Here is a 19,997-nt window from a genome sequence, read left to right as displayed (position 1 = left end):
TGCCGAAATTATATCCCAAAATCAATAAAATAAATCTGAACTTGCGGGGCGCAAAAATACAACCTTTTTTTAAATAATAAACAAAAAAATATAACGAAAATTAAAAATGATTTAAAGAACTGTTTAAATACATTTTAAGTCGTAAAAAGCAAATAATACATCAAAATTTAAACAAATACAACTTTATTATGGTCTATTGTTTTACTGAAAAACATGATTAAAATCTTGTAAACATAAGAGTGCACACAAATAAAATATTATTTGAAACTTAGCACTTAATCTAATCGTGTTATTTTGGCTCCAATTTTTCTCAATCTCACATCAATTTCTTCGTATCCTCGATCAATCTGCTCAATATTATGTATTGTAGATGTCCCTTTTGCAGATAATGCAGCGATTAGCAAAGAAATTCCAGCTCTAATATCTGGGCTTGTCATTGTAGTTGCTTTTAACTGAGATTCGAAATTGTGACCAATAACTGTTGCACGGTGTGGATCGCATAAAATTATCTTGGCACCCATGTCTATTAGTTTATCAACAAAAAACAGTCTACTTTCAAACATTTTTTGATGAATTAGCACACTACCTTTGGCTTGGGTAGCTACAACTAACATAATACTCAAAAGATCGGGAGTAAATCCTGGCCAAGGTGCATCACTAATATTCATGATAGAACCGTCTATAAAACTTGCAACTTCGTATCCACTTTTATGACTAGGAATGTATATGTCGTCCTCTTTTTTTTCGATTTTAATCCCTAATTTATTAAAAGTAACTGGAATTAAACCTAAATTATCCCAGCTTACATTTTTAATAGTCAGTTCGCTTTTAGTCATTGCAGCAAGTCCAATCCAAGAACCAATTTCGATCATATCTGGCAAAACAGTATGCTCGCAACCCTTTAAAGATTCTACACCATGAACACGAAGCAAATTAGATCCAACACCATCAATTTTTGCTCCCATAGAGATTAGCATTTTACATAATTGTTGCAAGTAGGGTTCGCAAGCTGCATTATAAATGGTTGTAGTGCCTTTTGCGAAAACGGCCGCCATTAAAATGTTAGCTGTTCCTGTAACCGATGCTTCTTCAAGCAACATATATGTTCCTTTCAAGCCGTTAATAGCTTCAACTCCATAAAATCGCTCTTCTTTATTGTAACGAAATTCTGCTCCTAATTTAATAAATCCTTCAAAATGAGTATCTAACCTTCTTCTTCCTATTTTATCTCCACCTGGTCTTGGAATATAACCTTTACCGTATCTTCCTAAGAGTGGACCTACTATCATAATAGAACCTCGCAGACCACTACCTTCATTTTTAAACTGTTCGCTTTCTAAGTAGTCTAAGTTTAATTCATCACTTTTAAAAGAATACTTCCCATTGCCAAGTTTTTGAATTTTAACGCCTAAATTACTCAATATATCAATTAGCTTATTAACATCTCTAATATTAGGAATATTATTAATAACCACTTTTTCAGGAGTTAACAAAACGGCACATAATATTTGTAATGCTTCATTTTTAGCACCTTGTGGCTTTATTTCACCTTTTAGTTGGTGTCCACCTTCTATTTGAAATATTCCCATTATCGATTTCTTTTTTTGCGATTATTTTTAACTGGTTTTTTAGTATTTGTCCTAGGCTTTTTCTTAACTAAATCTGAAGCTTGTTTAAGCTCTTCTTCTTCCGTTTTCAATTTTATTTTACCACCGCTTAATTCTACAAGATGTTGAAATATAACATCGTCTTTTACTGAATCTTTGTTCCAATTTAAGTAGCATTTTTTCATATGGTTAGCTATATTCAAAACTAATGCTTCTTTTAAATCACCATCTTCCATTTTAATAGCTTCATTTATCATAAGCTGAATGTTATTTCCATAAAAACGATACTTGGGATGATTTTGTGGATAGTCTAAAGCATCAGGGCTCTTAAATAGCTCCTCTTTTGTAGGAATTGGAAATGGTGCGTCTACATCTAATTGAAAGTCACTTATAATAAAAAGCTGGTCCCAAAGTTTATGCTGAAAATCTGGCACATCGCGTAAATGTGGAGACATATTCCCCATTACATTTATAATCTCTTTTGCAATTGTGTTTCTTTTGGACTTATCATCTACTGTTAGGGCATGTTCTACCATTTTTTGAACATTTCTGCCATATTCAGGTATCCGTAGTTGAGTTCTTGCCGAATTGTATTCTAAATCTTCTATCAAAATATTTATTTTAAGTTTGCAAATTAAGCATTTATAGAGAAATAACCCCGTCTATTTTGTCTCCAACTTCTTTGTATTTTTCAATTACACTTTTTGGAGTGCGCATTGTTAATTGAATTGAGACGCTCGTAAATTTTCCTTTAGACGACTGTTTTGTTTTTATTACAGCACCTAGATTGTCGAATAATTCAACTAGCTTCTTTATCTTTGCTTCTGAAGTTGGAACAATAAACTTGTATAAATAAGATGATGGCCAACTAGATGTTTTTGCTAATTTTTTTTCTAAATTAGTATAGAAATCGGCATCATTTTTAGAGAGCATATCTTGTTTTTTTTTTACAAATATACTTAATGATTTTTACTTAAATTTACTTAGAATTTTAATACTTCATGAAACAAAAAACCAAAAAGCACTTATTGATTGGTGGGCCAGGCACAGGCAAAAGCTCAACTTTAGATTATATTGAAAAACTAGGTTTTAAATGTTTTCCTGAAATAGCTAGAGAAATTACTTTAGCTGCTCAACAGAAAGGTATTGATCAGCTTTTTTTAACAGACCCATTGGCTTTTAGTAACGCGCTGCTAGATGGTAGAATTGAACAATTTAACCAAGCTGGTTTATTACAGAACAAAGTAGTTTTTATAGATCGTGGCATACCAGATATAAGTGCTTATTTAGATTTTGCGAAACAAAACTATCCTAACAATTATAAAATTGCCAACCAAAAATACATCTACGACAAAGTTTTTCATTTTCCTATTTGGAAAGAGATTTTCATGAATGATAATGAGCGTTATGAAGGTTTTAAAGAATTAAACCAAATTGATTTGTGTCTTAAAAGCACGTATAAAAACTTAGGTTATAACTTAATTGAAGTTCCTAAAGCCAGTATTAAAGAGCGAGCAGATTTTATAATTCAACATTCATAAAATGCATAATGCTTTATCTGTTTTAAAAAAGTATTGGGGTTTTTCTTCCTTTAGAAATTCACAAAGTGAAATAATTACCCACATTTTAAAAGGTAAAGATGTTTGTGCTTTTTTACCGACTGGCGGAGGCAAATCTATTTGTTTTCAAATACCTTCACTTTGTAAGGAAGGTATCTGTATTGTAATTTCTCCTCTAGTTGCTTTAATGCAAGATCAGGTTAATAACTTAAAAAACAAAGGTATTCCTGCTACTTTTTTAAAAGGCGGAATGTCTTTTAGAGATGTTGACCATGAACTTGATAATTGCATTTATGGTAAAACTAAATTTTTATACATTTCACCTGAACGGCTTCAACAAGAAATAGTACAAGAACGTATTAAGCAAATGAATGTTTCGCTTTTCGCTATAGATGAAGCACATTGTATATCTCAATGGGGGCACGATTTTAGACCATCTTACAGAGAACTAACTATTTTAAAAGAATTAAAACCTGAAACCAATATTGTTGCCCTAACTGCTACTGCAACCAAAGAAGTTCAGGCAGACATAATAAAACAATTAGAGCTTAACAAACCAGTAATTAAAAAAGAGAGCTTTAAACGTGAAAATATTGCATTACAAATTTTATTTGAAGAAGATAAGCGTTACAAATTACTACAATTATTAAAGAAATGTAATCAAAGTACAATTGTATATGTTAGGAGTAGATTAGTTACAAAGGAAATAAGTTTTTTTTTAAATAAAAATGGAGTTACCGCTATTGCTTATCATGGTGGAATGCCACATGAAGAAAGGAAATTAGCTCTTCAAAATTGGATTACAGAAAAAGCAAATGTTGTGGTAGCAACCAATGCTTTTGGAATGGGTATTGACAAAGCTAATGTAAGACTTGTGGTTCACTTTCATTTACCTGAAAGCTTAGAAAGTTACTTTCAGGAAGTTGGCCGATGTGGAAGAGACGGAAGTGAATCGACAGCTGTAACTCTATACAATAAAAGTGATTTTATTCGACTTAAAAATCAATTTATAGATGTTATACCAACACTAGATGAAGTTATAAGTATTTATTTGAAGTTAACGCAGTTTTTCAAAATTGCATACGGTGAAGGTGAAAACGAAACTTACGGAATTAATTTGTTTCAATTCTGTAAAAAATATCAATTTCACCATCATAAAGTTTATCAAACGCTTCAAATATTAGAACGACTTAGCATTTTACAACTCAACTCTTATTTTCAGCAAAACACTAAAGTACAATTTATAAGTCATCAAAGAAATATTTTTGAACAATTACAAAACGATTCTAATGAAAGTAAAATTTCACAAATTTTACTACGTACGTATGGCGGTATTTTTGATAATTTAACCCAAATAGACATAAATTTACTTAGCGAAACTGCTTCCTTTAAAAAAGAAGAAGTAATCTCCATTCTTAAAAATTTAGAAAATAAAGAATTTATTAGACTCGATTTACAAACTAAAGATTTGAGCATTACTTTTAGTGTCCCCAAAGAAAACGAACGAACCATATTTAGGCATGCTAAGTACATTAAACGGTATAAACAACAAAAACTAGAAAAAGCAAAAGCAGTTGTAAATTATATTCAAAAGAATACTATTTGTAAAAGCATGCAATTAATGCAATATTTTGGTGAAAAGGAATTAATTAAATGTGGTAAATGTTCAGTATGTATTGAAGCAAAAACTTCAAAAAAAGACAATCGCATTGCAAATGTTGCTGAATTTGTTCTTCAATCTTTAAAAAAGGAAGAACTATCAGCAAGGTCATTAATAAATTTAGACCTTTACAGCAAAGAAGAAATTATTGAAAGCATTCAAAAATTATTGCAAATTGGTAAGATAGAACTTAGCCAAAGCAATACATATAAAATAAAAAAACAATGAAAAAAGCTTTAAAAGTCTGTTTTATGGGAACCCCAGAATTTGCTGTTTCCAGCTTAGCAAAAATTAATAGTTCTGAACATGAAATTGTGGGTGTTGTTACCGCAATAGATAAACAAGCAGGAAGGGGGAGAAAGATAAACCAATCTGAAGTTAAGAAATATGCCATTGAAAACGGTTTACCTGTATACCAACCAAGCAATTTAAAATCGGATGAATTCTTAGAGCAAATAAAGAAAATGAATCCTGATGTAATTGTGGTAGTAGCATTCCGAATGCTTCCAAAAGTAATTTGGAATTATCCTAAATTTGGAACCTTTAATTTACACGCTTCGCTGCTACCAAAATATCGAGGTGCAGCTCCTATACATTGGGCTATTATTAATGGTGAAAAAGAAACTGGTGTAACAACTTTTTTTATTGATGAAGAAATAGATACCGGGAAAATTATATTAAATAAAAAGCAACCTATATCGGAAGAAGATAAGCTCGGGAGTTTGTATAAAAAACTTATGGTAATTGGAAGTGATTTAGTAATTGAGACTTTAAACTTAATTACCAATGATGGTAAAAAATTAAATGTAAAGAGTCAGTATATAAATGAAGATGTACCTTCTGCACCAAAATTAACACGTGAGAATACAAAAATAAATTGGAATAATTCAGCTAAAGAAATCTATAATTTTGTCCGCGGCTTAAATCCTTTTCCTCTAGCTTGGACACAACTTTCTGAAAAAGGAGAACAAATCCAAATAAAAATTTATGGAGCAACATACCAAATAACAGAACATAATAAACGACCAGGAGAGATCGATCTAGAAAAAAAGAGATTAGGTGTTTATGTAAACAATGGTATTATTTATATAGAGGAGTTAAAAGCTGAAGGAAAACGAAAAATGAATATTGCAGATTTTCTAAATGGTTACCAACTTAGCAATGATGCTGTATTCGTTTAAATTTAGTAGGTTGACTCTTTTTTAGTTTCAACAGCTAAAAGTTATCAACATTTTAATATAGTTATTAACAATTAATGGTAAAATACTGCTTGAGCCTTGCGTGGTAAGGAATTCCGTATAAATTTGTAAAGAATAAATATTCGTTTAACCATAATTAAATTTAATCATGAACAAAACAAACTTAATTGATGCAATGGCTGAAGATGCTGGCATCTCAAAAGCAGCAGCAAAAAAAGCATTAGAATCTTTCTTAACTAATGTAGAAGGAGCATTAAAAAAAGAAGAGCGTGTTTCTTTAGTAGGTTTCGGTTCTTGGTCAGTATCTAAAAGAGCTGCAAGAGAAGGAAGAAACCCTCAAACGGGAAAAACAATTAAAATTGCTGCTAAAAACGTAGTGAAATTTAAAGCTGGGTCTGAATTACAGAAAGCTGTAAATTAATTTTTATTAGATATTCTATAGTAAAAAGACCTTTTTTAAGGTCTTTTTTTTTGATTTCTTGTGTAGTTTGAAAATTCAAGTTACTTTTAATAAAACGATTTTATAATGAGAGAATTTAAGCCAAACAAAGGTAGTTTGCTTGTAGCGGAACCTTCTATAATTGGAGATGTTTCTTTTAATAGATCGGTTATATTGCTATCTCACCACAACCAAAATGGATCGGTAGGTTTTATACTTAACAAACCTTTAGACTTAAATTTAAAAGATTTAGTTCCAGAGATTTCAGTAAACTTTAAACTATATAACGGAGGACCTGTTGAGCAAGATAATTTATATTTTATACATAATGTACCTCAGCTAATTCCAGGAAGTGTAGAAATAATTGAAGGTATATTTTGGGGTGGATCTTTTAATGCTATTATTGATTTAATTAATGAAAATAAAATAACAGAAAATCAAATTAAATTCTTTTTAGGATATTCAGGTTGGGACGCCCAACAACTTTACAATGAGATAGAGTCTGAAACCTGGATTATTGCACAAGATGTTAATTACAAACAAGTAATTGAAGCAGAAGATTCGTTTTATTGGAAAAAAGAAATTCAAAAAAAAGGGGGTGACTACTTGATATGGCAAAATGCTCCAGAAAACCCAAATTACAATTAAAATAAAATTACTCAATTCTAGCTTTTGCATTTAATTTGCCGATTAATTGGGTAGAAAAATCAGTTTTAAACTCTTTTTTTCTATATTTATTAATCGAAACTATACCTTGTATTGCATTGGTATAAAATAATTCGTCTGCTTTTTGAAGCTCGAAGGGCGAAATTGAAGCTTGCTCTATCTCGTAATTATCTAAATCTTCAACAATTTTAATAATCTGTTTTCTAATAACACCATTTAAAGGACCGTCATCCAAGGCTGGAGTTTTTAATTTATTTCCACTCAAAATGAACAGGTTTCCATTAGTTGTTTCTATAACAGATTTATTTTCGTTAAGCAACAAGCAATTATCATAGTCATTTTCTTTCGCAAAAATACTTGCTAAAATTTGAATAATTTTATTATTGGTTTTTAGTGTAGATAACAAACCACTATTTATGTAATGATCCTTAAAAAGCTCAACTTCAATAAAATTTGTACTTTTAATAAAAAACGGAGATGATATTGGAGTTGTACTAATTACATATCCGATTTCGTTAGAGTTTGGCATATATAAACCACCTGTATTTCTAAACACATTAAACTTTACTTTTACAGCTTGATTTGTGTGTTGATTTGCGTCAATAAGTTCTAAAATAAATTGTTCTAGGTTTTCTGGTGAGAACGAGTTAGGTATTTCCATTCTTAAAATCCGCATTGAAGACATTAACCTAAAGTAATGAGCTTCCCAAAACATAATTTTCCGGTTTACTACACGAATGCTCTCAAAAAGTCCGTCTCCATATTGAAAACCGCGATTATACACATTTAGTTTTGCTTCATTTTCTTGAACTAAATGACCATTTAAATGAATCATATAAAATAAATTATGCTGAACCTAAAATTTGTTTTAATTCAGACACCATGTTTTTCCATAACATTTTACCCTCGTCAATTTCATCGTCGTAAGCAAAATCTGTAATCATTAAGGAAACATCTTTAGTAATTTCGTCTACTTGTATTCGCATTTCAAAATAGGCTTGAGCATCTTCATCTTCGACCCATTTTAATTTGATTTTTTCATCAGATTTTTTAGTAACTAATTTAGCTTGTTCTTCGCTTCCTTCCCAAATAAACGTGAACAACTCTCCTCTCGAGTTTACATTATCGGCAAACCATTCGCTTAAGCCAGATGGCGTAGAAATGTATTGATATAAGAGCGATGGCGACACCTGAATGGGAAACTCCATCTCGTATTTTACTTTTTCACTCATTATCTTTAAGTATAATTTTATATATAATTGAGCAATATAAAAAATAATTCTCGAAGCATTAAATTTTTTAGTTCGAAAAAATTAAAATGTGCATTGTTTTAAAGACTTAAGATTGTATATTTGCAAACTCAAAAATGGCGTGATAGCTCAGTTGGTTAGAGCGTCGGATTCATAACCCGGAGGTCGCCAGTTCAATTCTGGCTCACGCTACAAAAAAGGGAAAGCATCAAATGCTTTCCCTTTTTTTATAAAACAACTATAACAGTATTTAGCGTTTTATTACTTTTTGTGTGAATGTATTAGCTTCTTCATCTGTAACTCGTAAAATATAAGTGCCAGCATTAAAATTTAAATTATTTATAGATAATTTCCCTGCATTAGATCTCATTGTTTCTTGATGCATTTTTTTACCTAGAATATCAAAAATTTGTAGTTCAACTTCTCCCTCATATAGATTGGGAAGAATTACTTGTAAGTCTCTCTCTACTGGATTTGGATAAACTCGTAAGTCTTCTTTTTTAAAGACTTCATCATTGCTTAAAGTTGTGTTCGAAAACACAATATTAAATCGATTAAAAGCTTTCGAAGCATTAACATTGCTATTCACACTAAAGTAAATTTCATTTTGCTCACCCACCGTTAATAAATGATGTTCGTTGGTATACTGATCTTCTAAAAACACATTCATATCTGGGTCAAAGCCATCTAAATCTAGAGTAAACACATAATCTGTAGTTCGGTAATGATCTACAAACAAGGGTAAAACATCTCCACTAGAAGGCAAACTTCTTTGCTCTATGGTTAGAAGCTTACCTTGATGTATAGTAGCCAAATTTTCATCTACATTTTCTAATTTAAATACATCTTTAGCATCTATGATATTAGAATAATTATCAGAAAATTTAATTTTGATAGCATCTCTAGATGAATCATTTAAAGCATAAGACTGCTCATCGTACAGCCTCATCTTGATGCTTGAAATTTCTTTTGGCTGCGAAAATATGGTTTTTTGATCTAGACTTAAATCTTTAAAGCTTTCTTGAAATTCTACATCTATAGCACCATTACCGTTTGGCACCACATAAAAAGGCTTGTTTAGGCATTAAAAAAAATCTTCATTCCCATAAAAAAGATAAAACTTAATTATAAAATCTGCAAAAACTCTTCAATAAGAAACTAATTAAAGTATCATTTTCTAAGCCATTAATATCCACTCATTTTTTTATTAAAAATTTGTATTTTAAGACCTACTAAATTTTATGTTACTTGGTAACAAACTAATATCGATCTTTAATAACTTGTATATGGTGTAATTCATGTCCAATTAAAATAAAAGGTATTGCTCTAACGCTAATAGGGCTTCCACTCGCTTTACCTAGTTTTGTTAACATTGCTTTGTTAAAACCTTTGTACAAACTAATACTAGCTTTTTTTAAGCTTGAAAATTCATCTAGAAGTTGACTCAAGTTTTTTTGATTGGCTTGCGATGGGGGAACATAGGCATTTTCATCAAAACCCGGCAGTTCTGTGGTATCATTTCTAGAAATTCTTAAGGCTCGGTAAGTAAAAATACGTTCAGTATCGATAATGTGTTGTAAAATTTCTTTGGGTGTCCATTTATCTTCTGCATACCGATGCCGTAATTTATCTTTAGGTAAACTTGCAAAGAAAGTAGTGGTAGAAATTAGGCTGCTTTCAAGACTTACTAAAAGTTGAGTCGAAGCATCTACTTTTTTTAAATAAGTTTCATAGTATGGATGATATTCAGATGGTGTAAGGTCACTTTTTTTCATTATTCAACACGTTTTACATACTGTCCTTCCCTTCTCTGTTTCTCTTCTTTTAGTAAGGCTAATTCTCTTCCAGCTTCACCTTGAACAGACGAGTTTTCTTCTGCTCTTCTAATTAAATACGGTACAACGTCTTTTATTGGGCCAAAAGGCAAAAGTTTAATGGCATTGGAGTTTACCCCTGCAATATTGTAACTAATATGATCGCTCATTCCGTAAAGCTGGCCAAACCAAATTCTATCGTCGTTAGATTTAATTTCTTTTTGTCCCATAAGCTGCAAGGCCATATAACTACTTACTTCGTTATGGGTTCCAATAAACATCCAAATATCTTCTACATTGTCCAAGCAATAAGTCATTACTGCATTAAAATTAACATCGGTAGCTTCTTTATCTTCGCAAATTGGTGTGGAATAACCTTTGCGCTTAGCCCTTTTGTTTTCTTTTTCCATGTATGCACCACGAACAATTTTAAAACCTAATTTATAATTACTTGCATTTGCATTATCATGCATTTCTTTTACATAAGAAAGCCGATCCCATCGGTAACATTGCAATGTGTTGTAAATAATAACTTCCTTTTGATTGTATTTTTTCATCATTTCTTCGCACAAATCATCAGCTGCATCTTGCATCCAGGATTCTTCAGCATCGATTAACAATTTAGTGTTGTGTTGATATGCTGCTTCGCAAACACTTTCAAAACGAGCTTGGATGCGTTTCCATTCCTTTTCTTCTTCATCAGACAGCGGTTCTTTACTTGTTACTTTTTCCCAGATTTCAAACCTACCTAAACCCGTAGGTTTGGCTACAGCAAAAGGAATTTCTTTAGCTTTAGAAGCAAACTTTATAATATCAATTTTGTTTTTAGCAGCCTTATCAAACTCATCTTCTGTGCTTTTTCCTTCAACCGAATAATCCAGCACACTATGAACTTTTTTAGTATACATAAGTTTTACCAAAGGAAGGCTTTCCTCTTGCGATTCGCCACCACAAAATTGGGCGAAAATCGTTTTTCGAATGACCCACTCTACAGGAAGCTTTAATTTTAAAGATAAATTGGTAAAAAAAGTAAGTAATGGTACCAAAAAAGGAATGCTCATTAGCCTAAAAATGAACAAAGAGCGGTCTAAATCTGAATCAGATTTTAATGCAAAGGCATCCTTTGTATTATTAAATATTTTAGTATCGATCATATTTTAAATTTTGCGTTTCAAATATATTAATAGAATTAAGTATAATTAGCATTATTGGCCTTATTTTAGCAACATTATTTCAAGTTTATAATTATGAAATCTTTGCAATTAGGCGAAAGCAAAATTTACTTTGGTGATGAAATTTATAAAGCGCTAAACCTTCAGCTTCAGAATGGTAGTTATTCTTCGGTTTTTATTTTTACTGATACCAACGTTCATCAAAAAGTGGCTTATCTACTTTTAGAAAAATTATCGACCAATTTAAAAATTGAAGTCATAGAAATTGAACCCGGCGAAGAATCTAAGAACATATCCGTTTGCAACGAAACTTGGAAAGCTTTGTCTGATTTAGGAGCAGACCGCAATAGTTTAATCCTTAATTTAGGCGGTGGTGTTGTTACCGATTTAGGTGGATTTATTGCGAGTACTTTTAGGCGTGGTATCGATTTTATTCATGTCCCTACTTCACTTTTAGGAATGGTAGATGCTTCTTTAGGTGGTAAAAATGGAATTGACTTGGGGCACCTAAAAAACCAAATTGGCACTATTGTCTTACCTAAAATGGTGCTGATTCATACTGATTTTTTAACTAGTTTACCCATTGAAGAATATAGAAGTGGTTTAGCTGAAATGATTAAGCACGGTATAATTTACAGCCAACCCTATTTTTCTTATTTTGAAAAATTACATAATTATGATGCTGCATTTTTAATGCAATTAATATACGATTCTGTACAGATTAAATGCAATATTGTTGAAGCGGATCCTTTTGAAAAAAATGAACGCAAAACCTTAAACTTTGGCCATACATTAGGGCATGCTATCGAATCTTACTTTATGTTAAATGAAGATAAAAAAAGATTGTTGCATGGCGAAGCTATTGCTATAGGCATGGTGCTAGAAAGTTATTTATCACACAAAAAGCTTCAATTAAACAAAAATGAATTAGAACAAATTTCTAAAGTAATTTCAACTACCTATAAAGCGGTTCAATTCAATGCTAAAGATATAGATGAAATTATTCAACTTCTTAAATTTGACAAAAAAAACAAAGGAGCTCAAATTAATTTTGTGCTGTTAAACAACATTGGAAATTGCAGCATAGACCAACAAGTAGAAAACGATTTAATTTTAGAAGCTTTTAATTATTACTCAAAATTATAATTAATCTGTGCGCCAAAAAAATAATTTCGGGGTAAACCAGGATAATAAAAACGAGCTGGTGAATTGCCAAATCCAACAGCATTTGGTAAAATACTTGCCGCATATTTTTCGTTTAAAGCATTATTTATTCCTGCATTAAATTGAATTTCGAACAAATCCTTAATATCTAATTGATAAGCTACTTTAAAGTTTAGCAGTCGGTAAGAATCAGCATATAAAGAATTAGCATCATTTAAAGGAATTTCACCCACATAACTCCAATTGGTGAAGACTTGAAGATTTTTCCAAGATAAATCTACACCCAAATTTAACTGCATATTGGGAATTCCGGTTAGGTCGTTTCCACTAAAGTTGTTTTCTCTATCTATAAATTCATCAAACTCAAAAAAATTGAAAGTACCAGAAAAGTAGGGTTGCAAAATAATTTCAGCATAATTTATATTGCCTTTTAGTAAACTTTCTAAACCATTATGAATAGTTTTTCCTGCATTGATTCCTAGAAATTGATCTTCTGCAGTTCTTCTGGCAACCAGTAAATTATCTACTTGCAAACTAAATAGGTTTAGTTCTGTATACACACTATTGTTTAAGAAATTTAACCTTGTCCCTACTTCGTAATTCCAAGCATTTTCTGGCTTTAAATCTGTATTTAATATTCCGCTAGGCGTTAGGCTTTCTGCAACTGTAGGCACTGAAAAACCTCGACTTATATTGGCAAACAGAAATTGATTTTGCACAAATTGATAATTAAGCCCAAGTCGTGGATTAAATGTAGTTTCATAACGATGCTTACTAGTTTGGTCTATTCCGTTGTTTAAAAAACGGTCTTTTATTTCGAAGGAAGTAGAGTTAATACTCAATCCTGTTTCTAGGTTAAGTTTAGGATTAAGCTCTATAACTAATGCTGCAAAATAGTTTTGATAATTTCGAATTTGATCGATGTTGAAAAACAAATTGCCTTGAACACTACCTTGATTTGGAAAATCTTCATATAAATTTTCGTAGTTTGATGTAGCGTGCCACTCTTGCATTAATTCTAGCCCAAAGTTTAATTTGGATGGTAACTGAATTAAACTAAAATCTAATTGAAAATTGGTTCGTAAGCCCAGGCCAAAAGTACTTTCGTCTAAAATATCGAAAGGTCGTGGTTCGTAAGCTTCTTTAAAATTTGTAAATAAACTAGTTTCATTTTGCAAACCTTCTGTAATTTTTTGTTCGGCAGTTATGCCAAAAAGTCCACGTTTATAGGATTCAAATCCTTGTGCAGCGCTCCAATTAGATGCGGCTACACTAGGGTTGTTTTCTAAATCTTCTTGTGTTATTGAGCTTGGTATAAAAGCTTTTAAATCGGTAAACACTCCTATAAATTTAAAACTTGTATTTGGGTTGGTATAGAATTCGCTCATCAAATTTAAAGATTCTCTTTTATAGTCGCTATTTGCCCTAAATCCATCTTGTTGCAAATTGTGATAACTTACTAAAAATTGTTTATCCTTACTTTTATGCCCAGCTTGTAAGCTTTGCTTTTCTAATCCATAACTCCCCAACAAATTAGCGTAACTAAGAAAATTTTGTTCCTTAGACAATTGTTTGGCTTTTAGTTGAATTACACCACCTACATCGGCACCAAATTGAGTATTATTAGGCCCTTTCGAAATTTCTATATTTTCCAATATTGCTAAATCTAAATCGTCTAAAATAGTTTCACCGTTAGCAGAAGTTAGTGGTATGTTATTTAAATATGCTTTTAAACGATTCGTTGAAAATTGTGATCGCGCACCAACACCTCGAATCGTAATTCGATTAGTATTTAACGCCCCTTGTTGCATATAAACTCCTGGAACTCGATTAAGAATAGGGGTAATTATTGTTGGGTCTGTACGGTTAATTTCTTGGCTATTTATAAAATGTAAGGGTAAAGAAGATTTTTGAATTTCATTTATTCTAGATTTACCTTGTACAACAACTTCACTAATTTGTGTAGTATCTTGCTGTTGTGAAAAACAAAAAATTGTAAAGAGCAATCCACAAAAAAGCATGTAATAATTCTTCATTTATTTTTTATTCAAATGTAATTTTCAAATACTCATAATTCATTAAATAAATAATAAAAAAACCTGTTGTGGCCAACAGGTTTTTTATTAAAAATGAATCGATCATTCATGTTCGATAAAATTTCTAAACTTACTTTAGGTTTTTAATGATCTAACCTAAAAATTAATCTTGTCTCTCTTGTCTCTCTTGTCTCTTTTATAAGACAACAATGTAAATCAATCTTTTATTTCTTCAAAAGTTTGTGAGTGTAACTTCCAGCACTTGTTTGTAGCGTTAATATATATTGGCCACTTGCTAAATGAGAAGCATCTAAAACTCCGTTGGTAAATTGAGCTGGTCTTAGTTTACCACCCATGTCGGTAAGGCTTGATCGCTCTAAAACCATTCCAGCTGGTAAATTTAAATGTACTTGGTTAGCAACTGGATTTGGATAAACTTCAATTTTATCTAATTCAGTTTGATTTATAGATAAGGTTTCTTGCCCAACAATATTAATTAGATAGGCTTGATCGCCAAGACCAAAGGTAGAGATATCTACGTATTCATTAATTTGGCAGCCTGGAGCTTTTAAAAAAGGTGGTCCGGTTTGTCCTGATGTGTTTGTACCTATAAAAAACTCTTCATCTGTAGCGGTACCGCTATTAGGAGCAAAAATTTCTACAACTACAATTTCACCTGCTTCAATTTCTATATTCGTAGGCACAAACAAAACTGTACCATTGGCTTGTTCAATAATAAATATGTCTTCAGATTGCAATAAAGTAAGAGACAAATTTTCGTCAGTCAAATCTGTAGTATTCGCAGTATAAACATTTATTTCGACTTGAATATTTCTTCCAAAACCTTGACCTACTTCGATAGAAGTAATTGTAAAATCTGTATCAATGCCATGGTCGTTCTCTAAATCAAACGCTCTAGCAAAATAATTATCAAAAAACATTCCTAAAAATAAGCCTGCATCTTCATCAACTTCAGTTTCGTTTACACGACAAGCTACTCCGGAGTCTTCCACAATATTAGGATTATTATTTTGAGAAATGGTTATACTTTGAGCATAGGCAGATACGCCTAAAATTAAAAAAAATAAGAGTAATTTTGCTTTCATCTTGTTGGTTTTATTAATATTACAAAACAAATCTACAAATAATATATTTTGAAATATATCTATCTTAAAAAAACATTTATAATTTTTACAACCTTACTTCTAGGCTCTTGCACTTCAGAAATTGATTTCACCTTTTCAACTTCTTTTGAAAAATCAGCGGGAAAACAAACAGCTACTTATGAAGAAGCCATAGATTTTTACAAAAAAGCAGCTGATTTTAGCGATCGAGCAAGTCTTCAAAAATTTGATGAAACCGACTTAGGTAAACCTCTACATTTATTTACAATCAAGCCCGAAAAACCGGCAAAAGAAGCTTTATCTATTTTAATTCTTAATGGTATTCACCCTGGCGAACCTGATGGCATTGATGCGAGTATGTTACTGGTAAAAAGGATTTTAAATGCAAGCTTTGTTTTACCTGAACATATAATTTTACATATTGTACCTGTTTACAATATTGGTGGTGCGCTTCATCGAAATTCTACGAGTAGAGTTAACCAAAAAGGTCCTGAAAACTATGGATTTCGTGGAAATGCTTTGAATTATGATTTAAATCGCGATTTTATTAAATCAGATACTAAAAACTCGAAAGCTTTCTACAAAATTTATCATCAGGTAAACCCAAGTGTTTTTATAGATACACATGTTAGTAATGGAGCTGATTATCAATACACCTTAACCCATTTATTTACGCAAACAGAACAGCTTGGCGGTACCTTAGGCAACTTTATTAAAAACGAATTTATTCCCGCAACAGAAAAGGATTTACAAACTAAAAACCTTCCTATTACTCCATATGTAAATGTGTTTAATCGCTCTCCATCTAACGGATTTACACAATTTTTAGATACTCCAAGATATTCAACTGGTTATACTAGTTTATGGAACTCTTTAGGACTTATGATTGAAACACACATGCTTAAACCCTACCCAGAGCGTGTTCAAGCAACCTTGGCAATGCTAGAAAGCTTAACAGAACAAACTGCTAAGTACAAAGATGAGATTCAACTAAAACGGAAACAAAATTTTACTCATTATAATAGCCAAGACCAATACCTTTTTAATTACAGAGTAGATTCTACCCAGTTTAAAACCTTTCAATTTTTAGGCTACAAAGCAAGCCAGAATAAAAGTGAAGTTACTCAACTAAACAGGCTTAAATATCATACAAATCAGCCAACAACTTATCCTGTAAAATATTACAATACATTTAAAGCAAGCGATTCTGTTATTATTCCAAAAGCCTATGTTATTCCAAAAGCTTACACCAAAATAATTGAACTTTTGCAGATTAACCATATAAAAATTAGTCCACTAAAAAAAGATCAAGTAATTAATGCAGAAGTATACCATATTGCAAACTACCAAACCAGTAACACTGCTTACGAAGGCCATTACTTACATTACAATACCCAAGTAAACAGGCAGAATGAAGAAGTTGTAGTAAAAAAAGGAGATTATTGGGTAGAAACTAACCAAAAAGGAATTCGATATCTCTTGGAAACGATAGAACCTGCAGCTGTCGATTCATTTTTTAACTGGAATTTTTTTGATAGCATTCTTCAACGTAAAGAAGGTTTTTCTCCCTATGTTTTTGAAGATATTGCTCTTCAATTTTTAGAGAAGCACCCCAATATAAATGAAGCATTTTTAGCAAAAAAGCTAAAGGATTCTGTGTTTGCAAACAATGCCTATGCACAACTAAACTGGATTTACCAACAAACCAATCATTACGAAAAATCTCACTTACGTTATCCTATATATCGGATTCTAAAATAGTTTGGTCTTTAAATAATTCTTTAATATTAGCATAAGATTTTTCTAAAGCCTTTTCTGTTTTTGTTGGATTTTTCCATTTTACTTTCGTAATTCCTTCTTCCATTTGCGGTGTTAATTCTCCTGTGTATGAAGTCTTCATTTTATACCAATAAGTTTCCTTTAACCGGTATTTCCCTTTTCTCTTCATAATATGGTAAGTAACTTGTAAAAACTTATCAATTTCTAAGTTTTTCACCTTGGTTTCTTCTTCAACTTCTCGAATAGCCGCATCTTGTACTTTTTCAAAACGTTTTTTTCCACCCTTAGGCAAATCCCATTTTCCATTTCGGTAAATAAATAAAGCTTCACCTTTTTGGTTATAAACTAAGCCGCCGGCTGCTGTAATTACTTTTAACTTTCGTCGCAGTTGCTTAATTAGCTTTTTTTCGTTTGTATGATATAAGTTTACATACAAGACAGCACCTAGTTTAATTTGGCGAATAAGCCATTTTAAACTAATCTTTTTGATATGAAAATTAGTATACTTTTCACCATAATTTGGTGTAGTTGATAAAATAATAGGAAGGTCGTTAAGAAAAACTTTATACATTTGCATTTATGATTTTTGACAAACACACCAGCCAAGAGACTGCAAAATTACTCTTACAAATTAACGCAATAAAATTGAAACCACAAGAACCGTTTACTTGGGCTAGTGGATGGAAATCTCCTATTTATTGCGATAACCGAATTATCTTATCCAATCCGCAAATTCGAAATTATATTGCCGAAAACCTAGCAAGACAAGTCGAAGACATCTATGGCAAGCCAGATGTAATCGCGGGAGTAGCAACCGGTGCAATTGGCATTGGTACTTTAGTAGCACACTGGCTAGGTCTTCCGTTTGTTTATGTTAGGCCCGAACCCAAAAAGCACGGTCGCAAAAACCAAATTGAAGGTGAGATTTCACCAAACCAAACTGTTGTAGTTATTGAAGATTTAATAAGTACAGGAAAAAGTAGTCTACATGCTGTTAAGGCTCTACAAACAGAAGCACAAGCCCAAGTTAAAGGAATGTTGGCTATTTTTAGCTATGGCTTTGACCTTGCTAAATCTAATTTCGAAACAGCCAATGTTAAACTACACACCTTAAGCAACTACCAAACACTTATTGAAGAAGCGCACAAACAAAGCCATATTTTTGAAAAAGAAATAAGTTTACTTAACAAATGGAGAGAAAATCCTGCCGAATGGACTCCAAATACATAAAAACATGAATTTAGAAAGCCCTAAAATAAAACTCGAAAAAAGTCAATTAGAAGTATTTAATTTTTTAGCTAAAGTTGAAAATTTTGAAAAAATAATGCCAGAAAGCATCGAAAAATTCGAAAATTTAGATGAAGATAGCTTTTTATTTCAGCTAAAAGGCATGCCGGTTTTGAAATTAATTTTGAAAGAAAAAACAGCATCTAGCCAGATTATCTTAGGCGCTAAAAGCGATAAACTTCCGTTTAAGTTAATTGCTAATATTGAAGAAGTAGATGCTTCAACAAGTGAAATGCAACTCTTATTTGAAGGTGAATTTAATGCTATGATGAGCATGATGATTAAATCTCCTATCCAAAAGTTTATTAATAGTCTTTCAGAAAATCTAAAGAAAGTGTTAGCGTAGTAACAATGTAAGCATCAAATACTGCTATTAAATACTTTAGTGTTAGATACTTACGGATACTAGCCTGCTACTGGCAGATTTTTTAAAAATTTTGCGAGTTGGCATACATTTAAACACGTTCAGTATACATCAATAAATTAATTTTATTTCTTTTAAATCGAAAGTAGATTCTTTTTCATCTTCAAAAAGTACGTTTAGCAATCCACTTTTAGTTACTCCTTTAATAATTCCAGGTTGCATAGTGCCGTTTTGGAACTGAAACATCGATGCTTGGTTTTTTCTAAACAAAGATTTTTGATATTGTTGTATAACTTCTGTAATTGTCCTAGTTTTTAATTGAATGGGGATTTTTTCCATTTCGATTAAAATAAAATGCAATACTTCTTCTAAAGCATAATGAACTCCAGAAATCGATTTTAAAGATGAAGCATTAGGTAATTTTGAAAATGCTATTTGGTTAACGTTTAAACCAATTCCAATAATGGCTGTATTTACAAATTTGTTTTTTATGATGGTTTCAATTAAAACACCTGCTATTTTTTTTCTTTCAGAAATAACATCATTCGGCCACTTCAATTCAACTTTATAAAATCCCATTTTTTTTAAGGCGGTAAGCAAGTTTAATGAAACTAAAGCACTTAATTTAAATTGCTCATTAACATCAAACTTTAAATTCTGAAAGACCAAACTAAAGGTAAGATTTTTGCCCGCTTCTGTTTCCCAAACTGCGCCGAGCTGTCCTTTTCCCGAAGTTTGATGATGTGCTACTACACAAAAATTAGCTGTGTTTTTTTGTTCTAAACACATACGCCTAGCATAATTATTAGTCGATTCGGTTTGTTTTATATGTATTTGCTCGATTTTCATGGATAAGCATCAATAAATGTTTTGTTAA

Annotated in this window: 21 protein-coding genes and 1 tRNA gene; 10 read left to right on the top strand and 12 right to left on the bottom strand. The window is 31.4% G+C overall.

Annotated elements, in window-relative coordinates:
- Positions 1 to 275 precede the first annotated feature (275 nt).
- Genes murA through IEV63_RS04690 form a run of 3 tightly spaced genes read right to left on the bottom strand, consistent with a single transcriptional unit; the run spans position 276 to position 2,540 of the window.
- Positions 276 to 1,589, bottom strand: a complete 1,314-nt coding sequence (gene murA, locus IEV63_RS04700) for a UDP-N-acetylglucosamine 1-carboxyvinyltransferase (protein WP_188405632.1) — start codon at positions 1,587 to 1,589, stop codon at positions 276 to 278.
- Positions 1,589 to 2,218 carry a DUF4290 domain-containing protein gene (locus IEV63_RS04695; protein ID WP_188405631.1) on the bottom strand — a complete coding sequence of 210 codons (630 nt, stop codon included), beginning with the start codon at positions 2,216 to 2,218 and terminating at the stop codon, positions 1,589 to 1,591. Before IEV63_RS04695 ends, murA begins: the two co-directional genes overlap by 1 nt.
- A 31-nt stretch (positions 2,219 to 2,249) precedes the next feature.
- Positions 2,250 to 2,540 (bottom strand): DUF493 family protein, encoded by a 291-nt coding sequence (locus tag IEV63_RS04690; RefSeq protein WP_188405630.1) that lies wholly within the window; start codon positions 2,538 to 2,540, stop codon positions 2,250 to 2,252.
- 68 nt (positions 2,541 to 2,608) lie between these two features.
- On the opposite strand from IEV63_RS04690, the gene IEV63_RS04685 reads away from it, so the two are divergent.
- From IEV63_RS04685 to IEV63_RS04665, 5 genes are all read left to right on the top strand, one after another.
- Positions 2,609 to 3,148, top strand: a complete 540-nt coding sequence (locus IEV63_RS04685) for an AAA family ATPase (RefSeq protein WP_188405629.1) — start codon at positions 2,609 to 2,611, stop codon at positions 3,146 to 3,148.
- 1 nt (position 3,149) lies between these two features.
- Complete coding sequence (locus IEV63_RS04680) at positions 3,150 to 5,054, top strand: RecQ family ATP-dependent DNA helicase (RefSeq protein ID WP_188405628.1); 1,905 nt, start codon at positions 3,150 to 3,152, stop codon at positions 5,052 to 5,054.
- The gene (gene fmt / locus IEV63_RS04675; RefSeq protein WP_188405627.1) at positions 5,051 to 6,007 is read left to right on the top strand and encodes a methionyl-tRNA formyltransferase; all 957 of its coding nucleotides are present in this window, start codon (positions 5,051 to 5,053) and stop codon (positions 6,005 to 6,007) included. The genes IEV63_RS04680 and fmt overlap by 4 nt, the downstream gene beginning before the upstream one ends.
- A gap of 166 nt (positions 6,008 to 6,173) precedes the next feature.
- Positions 6,174 to 6,446: an HU family DNA-binding protein gene (locus IEV63_RS04670; protein ID WP_188405626.1), complete on the top strand. Its 273-nt coding sequence runs from the start codon at positions 6,174 to 6,176 to the stop codon at positions 6,444 to 6,446.
- Positions 6,447 to 6,551: 105 nt separating this feature from the next.
- A complete protein-coding gene (locus IEV63_RS04665; RefSeq protein ID WP_188405625.1) occupies positions 6,552 to 7,112 on the top strand; it encodes a YqgE/AlgH family protein in 561 nt (186 codons plus the stop codon).
- A gap of 7 nt (positions 7,113 to 7,119) precedes the next feature.
- Here IEV63_RS04665 and IEV63_RS04660 read toward each other — a convergent pair whose 3' ends face one another.
- The gene (locus IEV63_RS04660; RefSeq protein ID WP_188405624.1) at positions 7,120 to 7,965 is read right to left on the bottom strand and encodes an aminotransferase class IV; all 846 of its coding nucleotides are present in this window, start codon (positions 7,963 to 7,965) and stop codon (positions 7,120 to 7,122) included.
- A 10-nt stretch (positions 7,966 to 7,975) separates the two neighbouring features.
- Complete coding sequence (locus IEV63_RS04655; protein ID WP_188405623.1) at positions 7,976 to 8,362, bottom strand: START-like domain-containing protein; 387 nt, start codon at positions 8,360 to 8,362, stop codon at positions 7,976 to 7,978.
- Between the two features lie 136 nt (positions 8,363 to 8,498).
- Here IEV63_RS04655 and IEV63_RS04650 point away from each other — a divergent pair.
- Positions 8,499 to 8,572 (top strand) — tRNA-Met (locus IEV63_RS04650).
- 58 nt (positions 8,573 to 8,630) lie between these two features.
- Here the strand turns inward: IEV63_RS04650 and IEV63_RS04645 are convergent.
- The 3 genes from IEV63_RS04645 to IEV63_RS04635 all read right to left on the bottom strand — a co-directional run bounded on the left by IEV63_RS04645 (position 8,631) and on the right by IEV63_RS04635 (position 11,348).
- Positions 8,631 to 9,440, bottom strand: a complete 810-nt coding sequence (locus IEV63_RS04645; RefSeq protein WP_229737177.1) for a T9SS type A sorting domain-containing protein — start codon at positions 9,438 to 9,440, stop codon at positions 8,631 to 8,633.
- Positions 9,441 to 9,639: 199 nt separating this feature from the next.
- Positions 9,640 to 10,155, bottom strand: coding sequence for a DinB family protein (locus IEV63_RS04640; RefSeq protein ID WP_188405621.1), 516 nt, complete (start codon positions 10,153 to 10,155; stop codon positions 9,640 to 9,642).
- Positions 10,155 to 11,348, bottom strand: a complete 1,194-nt coding sequence (locus IEV63_RS04635) for a proline dehydrogenase family protein (RefSeq protein ID WP_188405620.1) — start codon at positions 11,346 to 11,348, stop codon at positions 10,155 to 10,157. Before IEV63_RS04635 ends, IEV63_RS04640 begins: the two co-directional genes overlap by 1 nt.
- Positions 11,349 to 11,441: 93 nt before the next feature.
- Between IEV63_RS04635 and aroB the strand changes: the two genes are divergently transcribed.
- Entirely contained in the window at positions 11,442 to 12,512 is a 1,071-nt protein-coding gene (gene aroB / locus IEV63_RS04630; RefSeq protein WP_188405619.1) for a 3-dehydroquinate synthase, read from the top strand.
- Here the strand turns inward: aroB and IEV63_RS04625 are convergent.
- On the bottom strand, positions 12,497 to 14,566 hold the full coding sequence (locus IEV63_RS04625; protein ID WP_188405618.1) for a TonB-dependent receptor family protein: 2,070 nt from the start codon (positions 14,564 to 14,566) through the stop codon (positions 12,497 to 12,499). The two genes, aroB and IEV63_RS04625, sit on opposite strands and share 16 nt — an antisense overlap.
- A 224-nt stretch (positions 14,567 to 14,790) precedes the next feature.
- Positions 14,791 to 15,672, bottom strand: coding sequence for a T9SS type A sorting domain-containing protein (locus tag IEV63_RS04620; RefSeq protein WP_188405617.1), 882 nt, complete (start codon positions 15,670 to 15,672; stop codon positions 14,791 to 14,793).
- A 48-nt stretch (positions 15,673 to 15,720) separates the two neighbouring features.
- Here IEV63_RS04620 and IEV63_RS04615 point away from each other — a divergent pair, with 48 nt between their 5' ends.
- Positions 15,721 to 17,451 carry a M14 family metallopeptidase gene (locus IEV63_RS04615; RefSeq protein WP_229737176.1) on the top strand — a complete coding sequence of 577 codons (1,731 nt, stop codon included), beginning with the start codon at positions 15,721 to 15,723 and terminating at the stop codon, positions 17,449 to 17,451.
- Here IEV63_RS04615 and IEV63_RS04610 read toward each other — a convergent pair.
- The gene (locus tag IEV63_RS04610) at positions 17,429 to 18,046 is read right to left on the bottom strand and encodes an NUDIX hydrolase (RefSeq protein ID WP_308419931.1); all 618 of its coding nucleotides are present in this window, start codon (positions 18,044 to 18,046) and stop codon (positions 17,429 to 17,431) included. The genes IEV63_RS04615 and IEV63_RS04610 overlap by 23 nt on opposite strands.
- Before the next feature lie 2 nt (positions 18,047 to 18,048).
- Between IEV63_RS04610 and pyrE the strand changes: the two genes are divergently transcribed.
- Entirely contained in the window at positions 18,049 to 18,699 is a 651-nt protein-coding gene (gene pyrE / locus IEV63_RS04605) for an orotate phosphoribosyltransferase (protein WP_188405616.1), read from the top strand.
- Positions 18,700 to 18,703: 4 nt separating this feature from the next.
- Positions 18,704 to 19,102 carry an SRPBCC family protein gene (locus IEV63_RS04600; RefSeq protein ID WP_188405615.1) on the top strand — a complete coding sequence of 133 codons (399 nt, stop codon included), beginning with the start codon at positions 18,704 to 18,706 and terminating at the stop codon, positions 19,100 to 19,102.
- 129 nt (positions 19,103 to 19,231) lie between these two features.
- On the opposite strand, the gene IEV63_RS04595 is transcribed toward IEV63_RS04600, so the two are convergent.
- Positions 19,232 to 19,969 carry a biotin--[acetyl-CoA-carboxylase] ligase gene (locus IEV63_RS04595; RefSeq protein WP_188405614.1) on the bottom strand — a complete coding sequence of 246 codons (738 nt, stop codon included), beginning with the start codon at positions 19,967 to 19,969 and terminating at the stop codon, positions 19,232 to 19,234.
- Positions 19,970 to 19,997 lie beyond the last annotated feature (28 nt).

Origin of the sequence: Psychroflexus salis (assembly GCF_014640175.1) — a bacterium.
Lineage (GTDB): Bacteria > Bacteroidota > Bacteroidia > Flavobacteriales > Flavobacteriaceae > Psychroflexus > Psychroflexus salis.
This window is presented reverse-complemented; position numbering and strand designations above follow the sequence as displayed.

Coding starts and splice junctions, on each gene's coding strand:
- murA (WP_188405632.1), bottom strand. CDS start 1,589: ATGGGAATATTTCAAATAGAAGGTGGACACCAACTAAAAGGTGAAATA.
- IEV63_RS04690 (WP_188405630.1), bottom strand. CDS start 2,540: ATGCTCTCTAAAAATGATGCCGATTTCTATACTAATTTAGAAAAAAAA.
- IEV63_RS04685 (WP_188405629.1), top strand. CDS start 2,609: ATGAAACAAAAAACCAAAAAGCACTTATTGATTGGTGGGCCAGGCACA.
- IEV63_RS04680 (WP_188405628.1), top strand. CDS start 3,150: ATGCATAATGCTTTATCTGTTTTAAAAAAGTATTGGGGTTTTTCTTCC.
- fmt (WP_188405627.1), top strand. CDS start 5,051: ATGAAAAAAGCTTTAAAAGTCTGTTTTATGGGAACCCCAGAATTTGCT.
- IEV63_RS04670 (WP_188405626.1), top strand. CDS start 6,174: ATGAACAAAACAAACTTAATTGATGCAATGGCTGAAGATGCTGGCATC.
- IEV63_RS04665 (WP_188405625.1), top strand. CDS start 6,552: ATGAGAGAATTTAAGCCAAACAAAGGTAGTTTGCTTGTAGCGGAACCT.
- IEV63_RS04660 (WP_188405624.1), bottom strand. CDS start 7,965: ATGATTCATTTAAATGGTCATTTAGTTCAAGAAAATGAAGCAAAACTA.
- IEV63_RS04655 (WP_188405623.1), bottom strand. CDS start 8,362: ATGAGTGAAAAAGTAAAATACGAGATGGAGTTTCCCATTCAGGTGTCG.
- IEV63_RS04640 (WP_188405621.1), bottom strand. CDS start 10,155: ATGAAAAAAAGTGACCTTACACCATCTGAATATCATCCATACTATGAA.
- IEV63_RS04635 (WP_188405620.1), bottom strand. CDS start 11,348: ATGATCGATACTAAAATATTTAATAATACAAAGGATGCCTTTGCATTA.
- aroB (WP_188405619.1), top strand. CDS start 11,442: ATGAAATCTTTGCAATTAGGCGAAAGCAAAATTTACTTTGGTGATGAA.
- IEV63_RS04625 (WP_188405618.1), bottom strand. CDS start 14,566: ATGAAGAATTATTACATGCTTTTTTGTGGATTGCTCTTTACAATTTTT.
- IEV63_RS04620 (WP_188405617.1), bottom strand. CDS start 15,672: ATGAAAGCAAAATTACTCTTATTTTTTTTAATTTTAGGCGTATCTGCC.
- IEV63_RS04610 (WP_308419931.1), bottom strand. CDS start 18,046: ATGCAAATGTATAAAGTTTTTCTTAACGACCTTCCTATTATTTTATCA.
- pyrE (WP_188405616.1), top strand. CDS start 18,049: ATGATTTTTGACAAACACACCAGCCAAGAGACTGCAAAATTACTCTTA.
- IEV63_RS04600 (WP_188405615.1), top strand. CDS start 18,704: ATGAATTTAGAAAGCCCTAAAATAAAACTCGAAAAAAGTCAATTAGAA.
- IEV63_RS04595 (WP_188405614.1), bottom strand. CDS start 19,969: ATGAAAATCGAGCAAATACATATAAAACAAACCGAATCGACTAATAAT.